13 protein-coding genes and 1 pseudogene are annotated in these 19,936 nt (G+C 64.2%); 7 read left to right on the top strand and 7 right to left on the bottom strand.

What is annotated here, in order from left to right:
- The 7 genes and pseudogenes from ACK8OU_RS17125 to ACK8OU_RS17155 form a co-directional block, all read left to right on the top strand.
- Positions 1 to 189, top strand: a pseudogene (locus ACK8OU_RS17125) (hypothetical protein); the annotation flags it as partial.
- 4 nt (positions 190 to 193) lie between these two features.
- Entirely contained in the window at positions 194 to 1,099 is a 906-nt protein-coding gene (locus ACK8OU_RS17130) for a nucleotidyltransferase domain-containing protein (protein ID WP_410304616.1), read from the top strand.
- An 11-nt stretch (positions 1,100 to 1,110) separates the two neighbouring features.
- Positions 1,111 to 1,635 (top strand): DUF6634 family protein, encoded by a 525-nt coding sequence (locus tag ACK8OU_RS17135; RefSeq protein ID WP_410304617.1) that lies wholly within the window; start codon positions 1,111 to 1,113, stop codon positions 1,633 to 1,635.
- Positions 1,635 to 2,048, top strand: coding sequence for a ParB/RepB/Spo0J family partition protein (locus ACK8OU_RS17140; protein WP_410304618.1), 414 nt, complete (start codon positions 1,635 to 1,637; stop codon positions 2,046 to 2,048). The genes ACK8OU_RS17135 and ACK8OU_RS17140 overlap by 1 nt, the downstream gene beginning before the upstream one ends.
- 555 nt (positions 2,049 to 2,603) lie before the next feature.
- Positions 2,604 to 3,167, top strand: a complete 564-nt coding sequence (locus tag ACK8OU_RS17145) for a hypothetical protein (protein ID WP_410304619.1) — start codon at positions 2,604 to 2,606, stop codon at positions 3,165 to 3,167.
- A 209-nt stretch (positions 3,168 to 3,376) separates the two neighbouring features.
- Complete coding sequence (locus ACK8OU_RS17150; RefSeq protein ID WP_410304620.1) at positions 3,377 to 5,254, top strand: site-specific integrase; 1,878 nt, start codon at positions 3,377 to 3,379, stop codon at positions 5,252 to 5,254.
- Complete coding sequence (locus ACK8OU_RS17155) at positions 5,251 to 6,615, top strand: hypothetical protein (protein ID WP_410304621.1); 1,365 nt, start codon at positions 5,251 to 5,253, stop codon at positions 6,613 to 6,615. The genes ACK8OU_RS17150 and ACK8OU_RS17155 overlap by 4 nt, the downstream gene beginning before the upstream one ends.
- Here the strand turns inward: ACK8OU_RS17155 and ACK8OU_RS17160 are convergent.
- Genes ACK8OU_RS17160 through ACK8OU_RS17190 form a run of 7 tightly spaced genes read right to left on the bottom strand, consistent with a single transcriptional unit; the run spans position 6,612 to position 19,935 of the window.
- Positions 6,612 to 7,265, bottom strand: a complete 654-nt coding sequence (locus ACK8OU_RS17160) for a hypothetical protein (RefSeq protein WP_410304622.1) — start codon at positions 7,263 to 7,265, stop codon at positions 6,612 to 6,614. The two genes, ACK8OU_RS17155 and ACK8OU_RS17160, sit on opposite strands and share 4 nt — an antisense overlap.
- 34 nt (positions 7,266 to 7,299) lie before the next feature.
- Positions 7,300 to 7,665 carry a hypothetical protein gene (locus ACK8OU_RS17165; protein ID WP_410304623.1) on the bottom strand — a complete coding sequence of 122 codons (366 nt, stop codon included), beginning with the start codon at positions 7,663 to 7,665 and terminating at the stop codon, positions 7,300 to 7,302.
- A 12-nt stretch (positions 7,666 to 7,677) separates the two neighbouring features.
- A complete protein-coding gene (brxL, locus tag ACK8OU_RS17170; protein WP_410304624.1) occupies positions 7,678 to 9,807 on the bottom strand; it encodes a BREX system Lon protease-like protein BrxL in 2,130 nt (709 codons plus the stop codon).
- Positions 9,808 to 9,817: 10 nt separating this feature from the next.
- Positions 9,818 to 12,310, bottom strand: a complete 2,493-nt coding sequence (pglZ, locus tag ACK8OU_RS17175) for a BREX-1 system phosphatase PglZ type A (protein WP_410304625.1) — start codon at positions 12,308 to 12,310, stop codon at positions 9,818 to 9,820.
- Positions 12,303 to 15,782 carry a BREX-1 system adenine-specific DNA-methyltransferase PglX gene (gene pglX, locus ACK8OU_RS17180; protein WP_410304626.1) on the bottom strand — a complete coding sequence of 1,160 codons (3,480 nt, stop codon included), beginning with the start codon at positions 15,780 to 15,782 and terminating at the stop codon, positions 12,303 to 12,305. The genes pglZ and pglX overlap by 8 nt, the downstream gene beginning before the upstream one ends.
- A complete protein-coding gene (gene brxC, locus ACK8OU_RS17185; RefSeq protein WP_410304627.1) occupies positions 15,782 to 19,303 on the bottom strand; it encodes a BREX system P-loop protein BrxC in 3,522 nt (1,173 codons plus the stop codon). Before brxC ends, pglX begins: the two co-directional genes overlap by 1 nt.
- Positions 19,300 to 19,935 (bottom strand): DUF1788 domain-containing protein, encoded by a 636-nt coding sequence (locus ACK8OU_RS17190; RefSeq protein ID WP_410304628.1) that lies wholly within the window; start codon positions 19,933 to 19,935, stop codon positions 19,300 to 19,302. The genes brxC and ACK8OU_RS17190 overlap by 4 nt, the downstream gene beginning before the upstream one ends.
- Position 19,936: the final 1 nt, after the last annotated feature.

The following is a 19,936-nucleotide window of genomic DNA, read 5'->3' on the forward strand; positions in this document are numbered from 1 at the left end:
TTCCATTCCGACCTCGACGACCTGATCCACGAGACCGGACCTGCCGTCTGGTTTTTCGGGCATTCACACCGGCGCTGCCGAGCCACCGTCGGCAGGACCGATATCCGCTGCGTGTCGATCGGGTACATCGAGGAACAGGGGACCCACACTCTCAGCCTGAAACCCATGACGTTCTTTGAGACGGACTGAGTGGATGGAAACGAAGCCCCCCCTCAGGTCCGACCTTCTCCAGCCCGTCCAGCTCCGCCTGGACGGACTCCACGAACGCCTAGCGCATCTCGACCGGACCCTGTCGGAGGTACCAGACGAGCTGTCTGAGAACATACAACGACGCCTGGAGCGCGCCGCGCTTTTCCGCGGACTGAACGCGATCCAGCGCAGCTATGAAGCCATCGCGACGGTGCTGTGCCTCATACTAGACGGCAGTACGCCGGACGATGAGGAGAGCTGGTATGGTGACGCCCTAGACCAGCTCTCCGGGACCGGCTCAGGCCGGATGCCGGTCCTGTCGCCCGCACTGGCGGATCTGCTGCGAGAGGTCGGCATCTATCCAGATTTCGATCCTATCCTTGAATTAGATGAGAACGTTGAAGTTCAGCGGCGGCGTCATGCGGCAGCCCTTCGGGCCGCACCGATGCTGGTCGACGCGCTTACGGCACTCGACGCTCTGCTTGCAGACGGGAGGCTCCGGGACGGGCAAGAGCCAGATCCGGAGTTCGCCAAGCAGCATGCCGAGCGCCTGAAGAGGGCCGAGACTCGGAAGCAAGCCTTGGCGCGCGCCTTGACCGATATTGAGAACGCATTCCTTGAAAAGGGTTATCGCGTCATCCCGTTCGGCTCCGTGGCGGAGAACAGGGTTCATGGAAGGTCTGACCTAGACCTGCTCGTCGTGGGAGAGATGTCGCGTGAGACGCAGCGGGAGCTATGGAACGCAGCCGAGGAGTTCGCGCGGGAAGAAGGTGTCGAGGTCGACCTGCACTTTCCGGGCCTCTACAGCGGTGACTTTCTAGATCGCCTCAAGGCGATCCGGGGCGGCCAGATCGTGCCGCTGCGCGACCTCATCGCTGCTGCCACAGGCCCGAAAACCCAACGTGATTAAGGACTCCTCCGATGGATTTTGATGATTTCCTGGACCCGCATCGCCCCCTGTTGGATGAGCTCGAAGTCCTGCGTGCCCTCGTTGACGAGGCGGAACCGGAGCGGCTGATTGGGCAGTTCACGCCTTGTTTCCGGAATCTGTTCGAGGATGACCGGGATCTCTATGGAGACGACCAGCCACAGGACCTGGCCGGGCAGGTGCGGCGCTTCCTGAATCGTGTAGGCCATCTCAGTACAGCGGTGCCCACCCATGAGGAGCTGGACCGGGCGCCTATCCTGCATGGCTGGTGCGCCGTCAGGTTGGGGACCTCGCCTTTTCTGTTAGGGCAGTCCACGGGCCATCCGCATCTTCGCTGGGGCGCCCGAACGCGTACGTCCGTACTCTGCCAGATTGGCCGGGATTTCACCTGGGCCAGGACGTGGAATAGGTTCTATTTGCTCAGCGAGCATGCGCCGGAGACCTTATATAAAATGCAGGCCGACGGGGTGGTCTCCCCGGCGGTTGAGCTGATCCCTTTCCCGGATCAGCTGCACTGATGACGGATCCATTTGAAAACCAAACCCAAAATACGAACCTTAATAAGGGACGTCAGAGCACCAGGATGATCTGGCCTGGACACCTGAGGATGCCAAGATTTTCGGATCGGATCGACCCGGGTGCGGACATCGAGGATCTGATCAACTCAATCCGCGAATACGGGCAGAAAGTTCCGATCCTGGTTCGCCGTCTTCCGGAAGGGGACATGGAGATTGTTTTCGGGGTTCGTCGTGTCCTCGCCTGCCTCGCTCTCCGCATCGATGTTCGCGCTGAAGTAAAGGAGATGTCCGACTTGGAAGCGTTGATCGCGAAAGGGATCGAGAACAATGAACGGCTCGACCTCAGCCCATCTCGGCCCGAAGATGCTGGGGATACCACCCGTAGGAAATTTAAGGCGACAGAATTCCTATAAATACATCGGAAAACGGTACAGATAGGACCGTCAGCGGGCGGCCCGGACGTAGATCAGTCCGATGTTTTGTGGTCAGAGGGGTCCGGGACCGCAGAACCCGGGCCGGTGCTGGAGCGTGAGCTACTCGGTGGGGGCACTCCGCCCGAACCGCCTCCCAGGCGGCGACCACCGCGCTGAACCCGCCGGCGACGAGCGCGTGCATCGCGCCCGAGGCCGGACGGCCTCAGATGATGTACAGGGCGGACCCCTCTTCGAATTTCGGATCGAACATGGGGTGAACATACCGGCGTACGCAACGGACACGCGGGCAGATCTAGACAAAGCGGGTTTTTCGCATACATTAAAATGAGACGCGGCGCTTCACTGTGCCTCGGGCCCCGTAGCCGAAGTGCAAACACGGGACGCCTTAAAGGTCATCTGGAAACGTGAGCACGACCGGGCCGGAACGGCGGCCCACCACGACGCCCCCAGATGATCACGTCCACACACCCATAGGCTGTAGGACTGCGTATCCGGCGGGTTTCGGTTTCGAAACTACTGCTGCGGTATCTGTCCATGACCCACTTCTCAGCATTTTGCGAAAAACCTACGCCGCCGTCCTTTCACCGGACCAAGCGCGACCAGGCGGCTATCCGTGAAGCGATGCTGGGCGCGGCGGGCCCCGGAACGGCTCAGGCCAACCCGGTCCGTGAACTGCTCCCTTCTGACAATCTCGAGCACGTTGGCCTGCCCCTCGGTATACTGGAAGACCAGAGATGGGGGGTATCTCCGCCCGTCGCCCTAGAGAAGCTGCGCGCGGCCGGCCTACCGTATGAAGGTCGTAGGGCGGGCCTAATCTACAGCTGGCCCTCCATCTTTCGGGCTGAAGGTGTCGATGCGGAGCTTGCGAAAAACGCCACGCGAGAAACGCATCCGCACCTGTTTGACGACCTGTTGGACACGGCGGCGGCCGCGGCCCTGCTCGGCTTTCGGGACGCGTCCTCGATCCGGAAGGTCATCATCGCTGGTGAGATGCCCGACACTGCCTTCGTCCGGTTCGGCACAAGGGGGGTGTACCGCTGCCGACCGGCAGCGCTGGCGACCCTGCGAAAACGGAACCTCGTGGGGAGGATCGTGTGATGTCGGGGCTGCGAATAACAGAAACCGGGTCTGGTTTTTCGCATATGCGTTCCCAGATCGCGCATGAAAGAAATAACACGAACACCATAACTGAGTTCCTCTTCAACCAAGAATGGTTGTTCATGTTATTTTACCGTTCCGATACGAATATACGTGAATTCGTTGTTATTTACGTGCTGAACTGAGCGCCGAGACAGAGGACATCCGACATGCTTGATCGCCCCCAGTACACCGCTCAGGACGCACTCGATCTGGTCCTGGAAGGGTCGCCCCAAATCTTGGAGGGGAAGACTTCCAGCATCCCCGGGTACAGCGCAGCTCTAACACGGTTGACCAAGAGAACCGTCAAAGGGCTTATCACGACAGATCTCTCGACGATCCCGATGACCATGGAGTTCATCGACCATTTCTTTGAACAGCTGAACAAGGACAGCCCACCCCAGTCAAAGAAAGAGATAGACACCCGGCGTGACTGGCAAAGCCGTCTCCGCACGATCTGCCGTCGGCTCGAGGGTATTCCCGTTGTCCAGAAAACCCCGGCCTGGGACAGCTTCCTCGACCACATCAGGGATGTTGGGGAGAAACGGGGGTATTCCGAGGAGGCCCTGATCCCGGTCACCAGCACATTCCGGGCCGTCGCGGTCGAGGCCGGCATTGAGCCTCATGAGGTGACGCGTGACTGGCTTATGGGCGCCATGAAGGGCGCGACGAAGAAGCGGCGGGACAGCCTGAAAAGGGGCATCAAGGTTCTCGACGACTTGTGGACGGATCTCCCGGAGCAACAGCGTCCCCCCGAACCCTTCGGCCCTATCAAGATCATCTCAGAAAAACGACGGTCCCTCCCACTCCCGCCGCGGGTAAAGACCGAGTTGGAAACATATCTGGCCGACCGGATCGCCGGAAACACCGCTCCGGGGTTTACACGCGCTGTTTCGGTCAAGAAGGGGATTGATCCGAGGCAGAGTACGAACATCTACCGGCAGGCTGTAGGGTGGCTATACGACTCGCTCTGCGTGGTCGGAGAGCTCGACCCCGATGCGGATATCGGTCTGAATGATCTCGCCAACCTTGAGTGGTTGTCAAAAGTGGCCTTCGAAGCGCTCAGCGAGATCGAGGCTGATGCAGGAACAACCCGGACCTTCCCCTGGAAGCCGATCGAACCGGAAACGATCTACAATCGGACCGGGTCCCTTATCACGATCTTCGAGAGCACGGTCCCTGACTTCCACTTAAGCCATATCGAAATTTTCGACGCTAACAAGCGGCGGACCGTGAAGAAGAACCCGGAGGGTCTGCGTAAAATTCTGTGCGGTCACTGCTCCGACGAAATGACCGACGAACATCGCGCGTTCTGTCGGGCTCTGGTCACGAATGAGGAGAAACAACACCTCTTCCTGAACATGCACATGATCTGCTGGGAGCAGGCGCAGAGCAGCTGGAAGACCTATGCTCAACAGACCCAGCACGAAAAGAACCAGACCATCAACCTGTGTGTCCTGGCTGCCATGCTGGCGCTGGTGGTGAACATCCCTTTCCGCGCCCGGACCGTGTGCGAGATGGTCCTGGAAGGATCACAGTCAGACCTCTCCCTTCCTAAGGACGCCAAGAAGATCGCGTTTCATGTCGCCCCGGCCCGCATGAAAACGCGAGAACGCTTCGACGCTGACGTCAACGACGACAAGCTGAGCAAACCCCGAAAAATTCTCGACTGGTTCATAGCCGGGCCTCGAAAAGAACTTCTCCGGAACCCGAAACTTCTACCTGAAGCAAACCGCAGACCGGAAAGGCTTTTCTGCGGGATCGGAGAGGCGCGGTATAACCGGATCCTGGGCGCGTGGACCGAAGAGGTCGGCATGCTGATGACGACGCACATGTTCCGGCACGCCCTCGCCTCATTCCTGATCAACTGCTGTGGCGTGCCCGTGGCCGATGCGGCGCGGATGCTCGGAAACAGCATCGCCGTCGCCGAGCGGCGATATGTGTTTCTGGATGTCATCAAGCGCAGAAGTAACACCCTGAAAATGGTGGCGGATCACCGCCAGCACCTGGCGGATCTGCATCACCCTGGACGACGGAGGAAAAAATGACGGACAATCAGAGTGGTAACGAAGGGCCTATTTCAAATTCACGCCTCTATACCAGACAGGTTCTCGCCGAATATTTATCCATCCGCAAAGACCTTGATCAGATCACCCCGGACCTCCTGCGGCTGTTCGCACAGGGAAGTTCTGATATTCTGGCGAGGGTGGCGATAGGGCTTTCAGAAAGCGCCCCCGGGCACCCTGACCTGCCGATCATCTATTCTGTCATTCATGAAATAAAGACGCCTGAAAAAACCACTCCCGGACCGGGAAAGGGACGGAAACCCGTCATCAGCATACCTTATGAAGACGTTTCCCAAGACCTGTTGGATGTAATCCGTCAGAGCCATTATAGCCCGCGCAGTCAGAAGAACCTGATCAACGCCCTGCGCGAAATCTTGGGGGCTGCGCGACGGGCTGGCGTCGAAGAAACCCTGAACCACGACAGCCTGTCGGCACTTCGCGACGAACTTTATGAGAAAGAGGATTCTCCGCAGACGATCGCCATAAAAATCGAACGCTGGAAGGCCTTGAGCCGCTTGTTCGGTCTCCCAGAGAAAACGATGACGACCCTCGATAATGAGCACCGGGCCGCCAGGCTGGAGGCCGATGCAGCGCCGTCCAAAATGCATCTCGCATTTCGGGGAAACCCGGTGTCCCCTCTCGATTATGCGCGCCACGCCCGCGCGGTCTCTGAAGAGGCTTACACCTCGGAGGGAAACCGGCAGACGATACATCGCCTGTTCATCACCGCAGCGGCGCTCTCGCTGCTGTCGTTCCTCCCTGAGCGGATATCGGACATCCTGAAGCTGACGGTGGGCGTGGAGGTGACCCGAGACGCACGCGGCTGGTCATCAAAGTACTTCTCAAACAAGACCGAAGAAGACCGGTCGGTCGAGTATCTGCCTGATCAGCTGACGCCCTATCTGGACGACCTCATCCTGCTCGGGGCGGACCCGGGCCCGCAAGGTCGGAATCTGCTGCATCTCTATCGACATCGGGTTCAGACCGGCTCACCGCTGTTTGCGCGCACGGATCTGCGGCGCGCTTACAGCTCTGTGCGTATCTTTCAACTGGTCAAGAAGCGCTCCGGGCACGGCCCCCACGCCGCCCGAAAATCCATGACAGATTACATGGCCGAAATCGGCGGCACCCCGGAGCAGGTCATGGACCTGTTGGGGCATCGTCGTATTTCAACATCGGAGAAGCACTACTCCGTCTTCGCAGAAACGATCAGAAGGACCCGTACGCTCGGGGAGATCAGAAATGTCCGGGAGGAACTGGCGCGGGACCGGACGTTCCGTCTGCCCAACGGCAAGCTGATCGACTTGAACCGGATCGCCCGGAATCTGGACCGGTCCGTCTAAACTGGCGGGTCCGGCGCCCCCTGGTGCCGCCCCATCAGGATCGCCAGAATGAAGGTGCCCGTCAGTTTCGTCACATCGAAGAAGGCGTCACATATCTCGAAATAGTCACTCTCATCAGTGGTCTGATCCTCGCCATTTATGGCGAAGGAGATCGTCCGCGTATCATCATCCAGATGATAGATGCTCGAGAACAGGGGGCGGAACGAGAGATGCACGAAATCTGAGGTCTTCTCATAGACCGGATCGATCCAGGGCGCCTCCTCGACAAGCTTGGCGCGCAGGAAGACGTCCTGCATCTTCTTCGGCCGCTCCTTGTCGGTTTTTTCCCATGAATCGAGCTGACGGAAGGTCTTCTCCCCCTGAAAGACCTCGCTCAGCTGCTCCTCCGGCCGATCAAGATAGCGGAGACCGTTGATCCGCATGGCCGTGTCGATCTGGGTCCGGAGCAGGATCGCCGCCCCGGGGAAATTGCGGGTCTCGATCATCGTCCGAAATCCGCGTGACTGCGCCATGGTGCGCTGCGCGGCCCCCATGACATACCAGTCCACGAAGAACATCCCGGTCCCAGGCTGAATGATCGGGGCGGCCTTTCGCGGCAGTTCTGCCTCGAGCGCCTCGATTTTGGTGAGCCGGTCAGCTAAGGACGCCATGCCCAACCTTTGAAAAGAGATGCCCAAAAATTCATCAGGGATACCCCGCCGCCGCAAAGATGCGGGACTCCCCCGTTTTGGACCCGGGACCCCAAACGGAAACGCTGATCCGGGCCCGCTGATCAGTAGTCAGGTGAGCCGGATGCAGCTCGACGATCCGAACCCGCAGGGTGATGCCCGCCTCTAGGACCGGACTCAGAAGCATCGACACCTCCTCGTTCAGAACCCCGATCCGAACCGGGCGCGCCTCTCCCCAAAAGGGGAGCCAGCGCGACGGGCGTCGCGCAAAAGCCACAACCGTCCCATCAGCTTGGCGGCGCAATTCGACCGGGCTGTTGGGGGCGAGCCAAGCGGGTGCGCGCTCAACAAAAAGCTCGGTCTTGTAAATCAGCGTCTGCATGAGGAGCACCACTCAATCACGGGGACTGCCCATGACATTCTTGCCCTCTTGAAGATAAGTCACCTCGAACGCCTTCACCGGCCGGAACCGCTGATGCCGGTTCGCCGGGCTGAACCCGTTGTTCAGGTCCGCCCGCTGGAACACGTCGAGCCCCCGGTCGAGCAGGATCTTCCAGCCGGTGTCCGTCACGAGGTGCCGGGCGTGGATAGTGCTGGTCCCGTCGAAGGTCCAGGTGAACTCGACCCCGAGCGGCGCGATCCCGTCCCGGATCTGCTCCAGATAGCCGGCCTGGCGCTCCAGGTCCTCCGGGTCCGGGGCGGTCAGCAGGCTGAACCGGACGTCCTCCCCGTCCGGCTTGCGCAGGGCCACCACCTCCAGGAGCTCCATCAGGTTGCGCATCTGGTGGTAGACCCGGATGTAGGGGTCCGTGAGCGTGATCTTCGCCGCCCCGTCGAGCCAGGGGCCGAAGAGCGTGTCGAAGCTGACCCCCTTCTGGTTCTCCGCGAAGGTGACGTGACCGGTCGCGGGGCCGGACCGGGCGGCCGGGGGCGCGGCGGGCGCCCCAGCGGGCTCCGTACGGCGGGCCTCCGGGGCGGCGGGGGCCGGCGTGGGCGCGCCCGGGTCCGGCGTCTGGCCCGGCTCGATCACCGCCCCCTCCGCCTCCTCGACGTTGCGCCGATGATACCAGCGCGGGTGCTCCCGCTCCTCGAGCGTCTGGACCCGCGTCACCTGTCCCGCCCTGTCGGTGAAGCGGAACTCCACCTCCGGGTAGGTGCTGTCGATCCGCATCAGCTGGTCCTTGACCCGCTTCCTGCCCTCCATCGCGAGGGTCAGCAGCTCCCGGATCTCCGCCTCGGTGGCGCCCCCGCCCGGGAAGAGGAGCTTCATCAGGCCGGAGAAGGTCTTCTGCACCCCGTCCCGGTCCCGGGTCGAGATGGACGGGTCCAGCGTGAACAGGTCCCGGTAGTCCGAGGACCGGTCCTGACCCCGCAGGTGACGCAGCACCTCCGCGAGGTAGTCCACGATGAACCCGTAGCCGGTCGCGAACATCTCGCCCCGGATCACGTCGATCTCCCAGCCGGGCAGGTAGGTGTGCAGCCGGTCGATGAAGGCGCTGTCGTAGTATTTGTCCGGCAGCTCCTCGAACAGGTCCGTGTGCTTGAGCATGTAGGCGACGGAGTGCTTGGTGTTCCCGATGAACGCCATCGACGCCTCCGCGCCCAGCGTCTCCACCCCGCGCGAGAAGGACTTGTTCGCCAGGTAGTTCTTCATGATGTCGACGAGCGCCTTGTCCACCTTCTTCTGGCGGCCGGCGAACTCGTCGAAGGCGATCGTGTCCCAGTAGCCGACGAGCCCGATCTTCCCGCTCGCGTTGCTCACGAAGAGCTTGGGCACCGTCACCTCGCCGCCGGAGATCAGGATCCCGTGCGGGGAGAACTCGGAGAAGATGTGCGACTTGCCGGTCCCCTTGGGGCCGAGCTCGATCAGGTTGTAGTTCCGCTCGACGTAGGGGATCAGCCGCAGGAGCTGCAGGAGCTTGCTGCGCCGGCCGAACGCGTCCGGGTTGAACCCGATCGTCTGGATCAGCAGGTCGATCCACTCCTCAGTGGTGAACTGCGCCCGGGCCGCCAGGTAGGCCTCATAGTCGAAGCTGGACATCTGGATCGGCTTCAGGCCGGAGAGGACCCAGGGGACCGCGTTCGCCTCCTCCTTGTGGTCGTACTCCAGGTCCGCGATCGACCAGACCCCGGAGACGAGCATCTTCTGGTTCTTCTTGACCGTGTCGCTGTCCACCAGGACCTTCTTGATCCCGAGGTTGGCGAAGCTGGCCTCATAGGCGTCCGTCTTCTCGTTCAGCGCGACCGACACCTTGTCGATCACCTTCCAGCGCCCCCTCTCCCGGATGTTCGACCGGATCAGCCCCGCCTCGTTCCGGTGCACGTAGTGCCGGTGCAGGATCTCCTTCACCGTCTCGATCCCGGACCGGATCGTGTCCTCGTCGTTCGTGGCGCAGTACTGGCCGAGCAGGAACTCGAGCACGTAGGAGGGGACGATCGCGTTCCCGCGCACCTCCTTCACCAGGTCCTTGCGGACCACCAGCCCGGTGAAGGTCTCGTTGATCTTGTCGTTCAGCGCGCTCATCACACCCCCCTCACAGGTCGAAATCCCCGCTCACGGACCGTTTCAGCCGGAACGTCTCGGTCCGGTACGGCCGCTCCGGCCCGTCCCCGATCCGGGTCAGGACCAGCCGGACGTCCTTGTCGTTATAGGCCTCCGCCGCCTTCGCGAGGATCAGCCGCACGGTCGTCTCGCGCCGCCGCGGGTCCTCGGAGGTCTCCCCGAACTCCCGCTCCTCCAGATTCGACAGGACCGCCCCGTCCGGCCCGTAGAGGCCGATCCGGAGCCGGATCGGGCGCCGCTTCTCCGTCACCGGCAGGGTCTGGTAGAGCCGGACCGGGTGCTGCCCGGTCGTGATGAGCCGGGACGCGGTCAGGATCGGCTCCACCTCCACCGGCTCCACGTCGCTGGTGCGCCGCTTGTTGATCAGCAGCACCGGGACGACCACCTCCTGTAGCGCCGCGCCCCCGTGCACGAAGCGCGAGCCGGACCCGGACAGGCGCAGCCGCCCGATCGAGCGGGGGATCAGGATCTCCGTCTCCCCCTCGAGCCCGGCCGCCTTTGAGCTGAACCGGGTCAGGCCCGGGGTCTCCTCAAGCCCGGTCCCGAGCACGAAGCGCCGGTCCCGGTGGGTGATCTTCTCGCCCTTCACCTCCGCCGGGCTGTAGTCCCCCTCATGGATCGGCCGGTTCTGGTAGATGAACCCGTGATCCGCGGTGACGATCAGGTTGTTCGCGTTGTTCCCGGCCAGGCGCCGGATCAGCTGCTCCAGGTCCTGGATCGCCCGCTCCGCCGCCTCGAACACCTGCCCCTCACTGGCCGTCTTGTCCCCGGCCGCGTCGATCAGGTTGTGGTAGAGGTAGACCACGTCATGGTCCCGGATGAGCGCGCGGATCTCCTCCTTGTCCATGCGGGCGACCGCCTCGGCCTGGACCGCGGTCGTGGCGCCCGCCTCCTTGCGACGGGCGAGCACCTTCGCCCGGTTCTCCGTCCCGGAAGCAGACTCCCCGTCCACCAGCACCCCGGACCCCTCCGCGGCGATCCGCAAGTCCCGGTTCGGCAGGAGCGCCCCCATCCCGAGCTGGGTGTAGCTGGGCAGGCTGCCGAGCATCGGCTCCAGCCGCGCCTCGAACCGGTCCACCGCCCGGATCCGGCGCAGCAGCTCCTCCCCGATTTCGAACCGGAGCGCGTCGGAGATGATCACGATCACCTTCGCCCCCTTGTTCCGGATCGGGGCGACGTGCTGGTCGTAGAACCGGCGCTGGCCGACCACCTGGTCGATCCTCCAGGTCGGGTCCGCGTCGATCGCCCGCTGCCAGGCGTCGTTGAGCGGCATCAGGAACCCGTTCGAGTAGAGGTTCTCCACCCGCTCCCCGAGCTCCGCCACCAGGTCCCGGTGCAGGGTCCGGCCCGCGTGCAGGACGAACTTCCGGTAGGTCTGGTCGATCTGGAACCAGCCGCCCGCGTAGGCGTCGAACCCGGTCCGCATCGTCATCGGCGGGATCGGCACGTCCGCGACGCGCCGTTGCAGGTCGGAGGCGAACCGGACCGCCTCGTAGAGGTCCGCGTATTCCGCCCACCAGAGGCTTCCGCGCCGCTCGCGCACCGCCTCCTCGACCCGCTCATGCGGCAGGTCCCGGTCCAGCACCCCCCGGATCAGGGCGCGCAGGACCTGCTGGTCGATCGCCTCGAACTGGGCCATCCGGGCCAGCCGGTCAAGCGGGCGGGCGGGCAGGTCCGACCGGATCGCCAGCGCGTCCGCGTACCGGTCCGACAGGGTGACGAAGGCGTCCCGGTGCCGGGTGTCGTGGCGCCAGCGCCCCATCAGGACGAGCGCCTCCTGCGTGAGCGCGGACGGCTCGTCCAGCTCCATCAGGTAGGTCCCCCAGAACAGGGCCTGGGCGAGCCCGGTGACGGAGGGGGCCTTCTCCTCGTAGCCGTAGAGGGCGCGGACCTCCTCCCAGAGGTGCGCCTCGAGGCCGGACCGGGCGATCAGCCCGATCAGCTTCTCCTCGTCCCGCGCGAGCTCCGCGAGCAGCGCCTCCAGCACCGCGTCGAGCGCGGCCGGGGTTCCCGCGCAGACCGCGATCATCTTCATCCGGATCCGGGCCGCGTTATCCGGCTCCTCGATCATCCCCTTGAGCCGGTCCACCCGCGCCTTCGCCTCGAAGAACCTCGCGTGCGCCTCCACGAGGTCCGAGAACCGGGGCGGCAGCCCTAGCTCCATCAGGAGGAGCGCGCCCCGGTCGGCAAGGAACACTCCGTGCCCCATCTCGAGGTCGAGGAGCCAGTTCTCCGGGTCCGGCGGGATCGCCCCGGGCCGGTAGACGAGGAAGTTGTCGCGCGGCGCCTCCCGGATCAGGCGGTGCTTGAGCATGAACTCGTTGTTCGCCACCTCCGTCTTGGTGACGCCCGGGATGGTGATCGCGTCGAACTCCTCGCGGAACCGCGCCTCCGGGTCGTGCCAGAACACGATCCGGTGCTTGCGGAAGCTCCGCTCCAGCCCCGCCTGGATCCGGTCACGCATCCTCGTCCTCCAGCCCCTTGATCGGGCGCAGGACACCCGGGAACTTCGGGTAGTTCCGCTTCACCCCGTCATCCAGGTCGATCCGGATCCGCTCCACCGCCAGCGGGTAGAGGGTGTCGCGCTCCCACTCGGTCACCTCGGCGATCTGCTTGGTGAACCGGTCGATGTCCCGCTTGGCCCGGTTCTTCTCGGCGGCTGTCGCGTCCGGGCTGATCTCGGTCGCCTTGGCGGCACGCAGGGCCGCCTCAAGCCGGTCGCGCAGGCCCCGGACGTAGTCGTTCAGGGTGATGTTCAGCGTGTCCGGCGTGTACCGGTGCATGTAGATCAGCGCCTGGAACGCCCCCTTCGGGCTCGAGACGAGCCAGTAGATCGGGCGCTTCTTGTAGCGCTGGACGTGGTCCGCGTAGAAGTCCTTCGCCAGATAGGTCCGGACCTCCTTGCCGAGCGCGGCCCGCATGAACTCCAGGTTCTCGACCAGCCGGTCCGCCCCGAAGGTGACCGACAGGAACTCGCGGAACCGCTGATAGGCGTCGTCGGCGAACCAGTCCTCCTCGAACAGCGGGATGACGTTGTCCCGGTCCGGGGCGAAGGTCGGGTTCGGGATCCGGTCCAGGTAGGTCTGGGCCGTGTCGCCCTGGTTGGCGAGGATCAGGCCCGGCGCGTCCAGGCTGTAGCGGCCGAACATGCAGCCGATCGCGTAGGAGATCAGCTCCTTCATCGTGTCGGCCAAGAGGCGCGCCTCGCGCTCCTCCTCCGTCCCCTTCACCCCGTAGCGGTAGGCCGGGTTGCAGGTGAGGGTGATCTCCTCGATCGGGACCTCCGGGGTCAGCTCGTCCTGAAGCCCGTAGGCGTCGATGAAGATCCGGTTGTTCTCCTCCTCGAGCCGCTGCATCTCCGCCGTCATGCCGGCCCAGCGGGCGCGGAGACGGGTGTAGGCGGCCTCCAGCGTGCCGGACCGGTGGTCCGGGGAGAGGAGGGGGAGCGTGGTGAAGTCCCAGGAGGTTTCGTAGGCGTCCCAGTCAGATTTACCAATCTCAACTAATCTTGAAACTGCGTGCAAGGGCAACTTGTTACACACCGGAAGTTGTTGGACTGAACCGACTAGAAAGTGAAGCGATGGGTTCAGAAGACCCATGAAGAACAGAGCAACTTTTGAAGCAAGAAATCCGAGTCCAAATTCTTGATCCTCATGATTAATGTATACTGGTCCCTCAACATTAAACGAACGCCCCGGTGGCGAGTATCGTACGCTGAACGACCCACCGCTCGTGTGTGACCACGTTGCAGCCTCGTTCATTTGGATATGCATATTTTTTTGTTGGAACTTTGGGTCAGAGGATGCTTCTGATCCATTAAAGTGCCACTTAATCAAGTAATCCTGATTTCCATACCAGCGCCTAAACTCACCCCCCTTGTTATGAGGAATCCAGCAGCGAGTTGTCGGTGCTTCATCAAAAGACGTTAGGCTTGTGAAAACTTCTCCTGAGCTGACTTCATGCCAAAATCTCAAGTAGCGCTCGTTATCGCTTGTTTGAATACCAGACGCAGCTGCTCCTGTGTCAGCAAGCTTCGGGTATCTTTTGAACGCGTCTTTGACAGACTGACTCGCCCAATAGATAATTGGCTCTCCGGGCAGGCTTGCAAAATCAGAAGTTCCCGCACTGTAGCGCAGCGCAGATGATCGATTTTTTATCGCTTCTATAGCTAGGTTTGACTTTTCCTGTTCACTCTGTCCATCGACCAGCCTGATAAACTCACCCTTCGAGTTTCCAGCGTCATTCTTTAGTACAAACGCAGTTGCGGCCACGACAGCGCCGCCAATTGTATCAAATGCCCGAGTCCCTAGATGCATCATGGAGGATATCGCAACTTTATTAAGAATTGTCTCTCGCAGTCGCTCAAAGGATGACTGGAACATCCAAGATTGCATGGTAATCATGGCAGCGTATCGGGGACTTAATTTTAGGGCGCGCTGCATAAACATCGCGTATATGTCAGATTTTCCCTCTGGATAGGTTTTCTGAGTCCAGCTCTTCAGATCTGCATTCATGTTACTGGAGCCCATATACGGTGGGTTCGCCACGACTACGTGGTACCGAGGCGCCAGCGCCTCCGCCATGCGCAGCACGGTCCCCACCCGGTCCCGGACCCCCTCCAGCAGGATATCCCCCCCGAAATCCTTCGCCCGGAGCGCCTCCAGCACCTCGCCCGGGTTCTTCAGCTTCGGCACGATCAGCGAGCCGAAGTTCTTCGCCTGGCCGAACTGCGCCAGCGTGTCCGCCAGCGCGATGTTCGACCCCTGTCCGATCATCCGGAGGAACTCGCCCAGCCGATCCTGCCCGGTGAACTCCACGTTCTCCAGCACCACGACGTCCGGCCTCACCTCCATCCGCAGGAACCGGCGCCGCCCCAGCTTCGCCGCCGCCTTCATCGCCAGCGCGAAGGCGGCGAGCGCCCCGGCCCGGTCGTCGATCTCGATCCCGGTCAGGTTGTGGGTCAGGATCAGGCCCGGGATCTCGGCGGGCGGGAACCCCTCCTCCTCGTAGATCGCGTAGAGGAGGTCGAAGGCGTAGGTCAGCATGTGGCCGGACCCGCAGGCCGGGTCGCAGATCCGGATCTCCTGCGGCCCCGAGACGCGCAGGAAGTCCGTCTCCGGCTCCTCGGGCGCGATGTAATACTCCATCCGCTCTGCGAGCCGCGATCCGGGCCGGTTCAGGAGCCAGAGCCGCCCGAGCGAGTTCTCGACCAGGTATCGGACGATCCAGTGCGGGGTGAACAGCTGCGTCGCGGCCGGGATGTTCTCGGCGGTGATCTTCTGGTTCTTCTTCAGGCCCGCGAAGACCTGGTCCTTCTTCTCCGAGATGTAGAACTGGTAGAGCCAGCCGATGATCTCGACGTCCTGACAGGCGTCCTCGGTCATCACCTCCCGCATCCGGCTGACCCAGCCGTCGGCGGCCAGAAGCTCGTTCGGCATCAGGAGCTCGGTGTAGTCCGCGATCGCCTCGAACAGGAACGGCATGACCCGGCTCAGGTCGTTGCAGGCGGCGACGAGGAGGAGGCGGTACGCCTCCACCTGCGGCTCGCGCGAGGGGGCGCGGCCCTCGAGCAGGTCGCGGATCCGGGTCGCGACGGGGGCGCGGACGTGGTCCGGGATCGCCCCGGCGGCCGCCTGGTCGAGGATCTCCGGCCGGGTCCGGTCCACCGCCGGGCTCACCACCATCGGGGCAAGGTACCCGTTCACGTCCATGTAGCGCAGCGCGGTGAACCGGTTGAACCAGGTGTAGGCGACCTGCTCGATCACCCCCTGGCGGCCGATCTCCCGGATCCGCCCCTCAAGGGTCCGGATCGCCTCGGGCGCCTCGCGCCGCGCGTCGCTCTCCGGGGCGAGCACCGCGTCCAGCTTGCGGGCCACCTGGCCCATCAGGTCGATACGGGTCCGCTGCGCGAAGGTCTTGAGCCGGTTCGTGTCCATCAGGGGGTGATCCTCTTGCCGTTACGGACCGCGCCCAGCATCGCCGCGCGCATGGTCGTGAGATATTCCTCCACGTCCGCCTCGGAGCTGATCAGGGGCCGGTCGAACCGGACCCCGAGATCGGCGAGGTGGACGATCACCACCGGCTCGGGCCGGGGCGGGGCGTCCCCGCCGTCTCCGCCGGGGCCCGGCTCAGGTGCCGGCCGGGGCTTCGACTGGATCAGCCGGGAGATCAGCTGCGGGTACCGGTCGCGCCGGAACCCGCCCAGGACGGTCCGGATCGACGGGATCAGCCGCTCCTGGGTGATCCGGTCCTCAAGCGCGGTCAGCGCCGACCGGACCTCCCCCTGCGCCGGGGCGCTGGCCTCGGTGAACTCGGGCGAGGCGAGGAGCTGGTCGGAGAGGGCGCGCAGGTCCGCCGTCGCCGCCTCCCGCTCCTTCGCGACGAGGCCCCGGATGTCCGACTTGAGCCGGTCCAGGTCCGTCTTGATCCCCTGGACCTTCGTGCCCCGGTAGACGTCCGCCGCCTCCGCCGCGGTCCGGATCCGGTCGACCAGGGCGGCGTCCACGAAGTCGAGGTTCGCCGCCTCCGCCAGCAGGACCCGGCGCGCCTCGTCCAGGATCTCCCGCTGCGGGCCGTTCAGGAAGGCGTGGACCGGGTCGTAGAGGTCCTCCTTCAGCGAGGCCAGATCATCCCCGGTCTTCCCGGCGAGCTGTGAGACGTACCAGGAGGCGGGCTTGCCGCGCAGCTCCGCGAGGGCGGTCCGGAACGGGGTGAGCGCGGTCACGAACGGGTAGTCCCGGTCCCGGGAGAGGTGCGCCTCGACGGACCGGGCCAGCTCCTCGATCGCCTCCCCGGTCTCCCGGCCCAGCCCCTTCCCGTCGCTCGACGTGGGGGTGCGGCCGAACAGGTCCTGATAGAGCCGGCGCAGCGCCATCACGTCGGAGGCGCCGAACGCGTCCACCGGCTCGAGGTTGAGGTTGGGCCGGACCGTCGCGTTGAGGAGGGCGGCACGCAGCCCGTCCCCCTCGAGCGGGTCCCCGGACACGGACGCCTCCAGCCGCCCGCGGCCGATCAGGGCGCCGATCAGGCAGAGGGTGGCCGCCTCCGGCCAGCCGTAGGGGGGCTTCTCGAACCCCTCGATCAGCCCCTTGGCGGTGCTGCGCAGCGCGTTCTTCCGGTTCGCGGCGATCCGGTTCAGGACCTCCGCCTCCGCCTCCGTGAGCTGCCCGTCATCGGTCATCTCGAGGTGCCGGTCGAGGTCCGCCTCCTTATAGGCGACCCCGCGCAGCATCCCGAGCGAGGTGAAGACCCGGTCCACCAGGGTCTGGAACCCGGCCTCGATCCGCGCCCTCGGGTCGGAGGCGCGCAGGTCCAGCTTCTCCCCCCGCACCAGCAGGTCCGCCCCGGAGATCCGGTCCCGAAGCGCGGCGAGCAGGCGCCGGCGGCGGGCGTCGTTGTTCGCCCCCTTGGCGCGCAGGATCCCGGTCACCCCCTCACGGTGCTCGGTCGAGGTCTCCCGGGTCAGGTACCGCTTCGTTTTCAGGTAGGCGGCCAGCTCGTCCACGAGCCAGCTCTCCTCGCGCAGGACGATCAGGAGCTCGTTGTTGGTGATGGACCGGGTCGCGAGGGTCGACTCCCCCCGCTCCGACGGGGCCATGTAGGGGGTGATCAGGTTGATCGCGAGCGGGTGCTCCCGCCCGATCAGGGCGTGGTGGATCCGCTGTGTGAACGGGAAGGTCTGCCCGGACCCCTCATGCGTGATCGCCTTGCGCCCGCCCAGGATCTCCCCGAACAGCATCTCGCTCAGCTCCCGGGTCACGTCCGACGCGTCGAGCCCGATCGCCTTGATCTTCTGCTCGATGTCCTTCTCCTCGTCGGTGAGGAACTCGTAGAGGTCCCCGTTCCGCTGGACGTAGGACTCCTGCTCGAGGAGGGCGAGCGCCGCCTCCACCTCCCGCTTGTGCCGGGTCGGGTCCAGGTCCAGCCGGTCCCGCATCAGGATCCCGACGTTCCGGGCGGTCGGCTTGAACTCGTCCACGTATTTGACCAGGAAGAGCGCCTTCAGGACCCGCACCGCGAACGGGCTCTGCTCCCCGATCTGGCGCTCCGCGCTCAGGATCGCGTGCTGAGCGGACGCCTTCAGGACGGACCGGACCCCCTCGAACATCCGGTCGAACGTGGCGAGCGCGCCGAGCGGCTCCCCCATCATCGCCCGGCCCACCTCCTGGAACGCGCCCAGCATGGACCGCTCCCCGGTGGAGGTGTGACGCCCCTCGAACGCGTTCTGGTCCGACAGGGTCCGGATCGCCTTCTGGAACAGCTCGTACTGGTAGGGGTGGAACGGGTAGGACCGGATGAAGTGGTCCCGGTCCCGGAACCCGCGCATCGTCTGGGTCCCGTCCCCGAACTCGAACAGGGTCCGCAGGTTCTCCGCGTGATCGTCGTAGAGGAGGCCGAGGTCGGTCATGACCCCGGGCTTCTTCAGGAGGAGCCGCTCCTGGATCACCTCCGCCACGTCCGCCGCGTTGAGCGGCAGCTTCACGTCGAACCGGCCCATGATCTTCGAGAAGTCGTTCCCGTTGGACCGGTTCATCTCCCCGATGATCGTGTCCATCTCCTGCTGGGCGGTCACCACGATCCAGGCCCGGCCCCGGCAGCGGGTATTGAGGCTCTCCGCGATCGTCTGGAGGTTCGTCATCAGCCGGACGTTGTCGGCGATGTACTGGCCCACCTCGTCGACGAAGAAGTTCAGCCGGAACCCGGGGGCGGCCTTCTCCTGGCGCGCGATGTAGGCGCTGACCCGGTCCGCGAAATCCGCGATCGAGAGGGTCCGGTCCTCCCGGTACTCCTTGAGGATGTTGCCGGACGGGACCGGGTTCCCGGTCGCCTCCGTGAACGCGTCGGTGATCGCGCGCCCGGCCATGTTTGCGGAGCGCCGCCCGACCTCCCAGGTCTTCCCGCTGATCCGCTCGAAGGCGGCCCGAAACGCGGGGAGGTGCCCGTCCTCGTCGAGGTGGCGCTCGAAGTCCGCCACGTGCGGCATCTGGCCGTAATACCCCTGCATGTCGTCGAAGACGCGCACGAAGACGGAGAGGAGCGCGTCGGCCTGGTCCTTGGCGACCGCGTTCGCCTGCTGGTCGATGTTGAACAGGACGGACCGGGACGGGATCCGGGCCGCCTTGCGAAGCGCCTCGAGGAGGAACAGGTCCTCTCGGAACTTCTCCTCGAAGAAGGAGAGCGGGGTGCGCCCGCCCGTCTCCCGGTTCTCGAGAAGGAGCGCGAGCATCTTCAGAAGGTGCGACTTCCCGGACCCGAAGAAGCCGGAGATCCAGACCCCGTTCCCGCTCTTCCCCTCGTTATAGGCGTCCAGGAAGGTCTGGAGCCGTTTGGCCACCTCCCGGGTGACCACGTACTCCTCCAGCTCGACGGTCAGGCTCTCCGTGTCATCCGCCTTGATGACCCCGTCGATGTGGCGATTGATGTCCTTGAGGAAGATGTCCTTCAGGGGAACGGTCATGTGGCCTCCCTCATGTGCAGCAGGTTATGGGCGCGGTAATAGTGGTCCTCCTCGAGCCGGCAGAGGACCTGGAGCGAGGACCCGTTTGCGAAGCCGTGGGCGTAGCGGCCCGGGAAGAAGATGATCGTCGGGGCGTCCTTCAGGACGCTCTGGAGGTTGTTCAGGATCAGGTGGGACCGGATCACCGGGAACACCTCGCCGACCCCGGTCAGGAACAGGACCCGGAAGGGGCGCTCCGCGGTCCGTTCCCGGATGCGCGGGATCAGCACCTCGCGCAGGTTCAGGGTGCTCTGGAGCTCCTCGAGCAGGACGGACTTCGGCTCGGCCCGCTCGAAGGCGGCCAGCTCCTCCCAGTCCACCTGCTCGCGCAGGAGCCCGATCATCAGGTCGTAGAGGTTGATCTCGAGGACCGGCACCCCGTCCCCCTCCAGCTCCCCGATCAGGAGGCGGCACTCCTCCTCCATCCGGACCTGGTCCTCCGGGGCGAAGGGGCAGAGGTAGAACGGGATCTCGTTCCCGGGCCCGGTGGTGCGCAGCACGCGCGGGCTGGTGATCAGGCGGCGCAGATGCGCGCGCAGCTCCGGCCCCACCCGGGCCATCGCCCCCTGGTCCACAACGAAGCTCAGGTCCATC

Source organism: Pontitalea aquivivens (assembly GCF_046507575.1).
Classification (GTDB): Bacteria; Pseudomonadota; Alphaproteobacteria; order Rhodobacterales; family Rhodobacteraceae; genus Pontitalea; species Pontitalea aquivivens.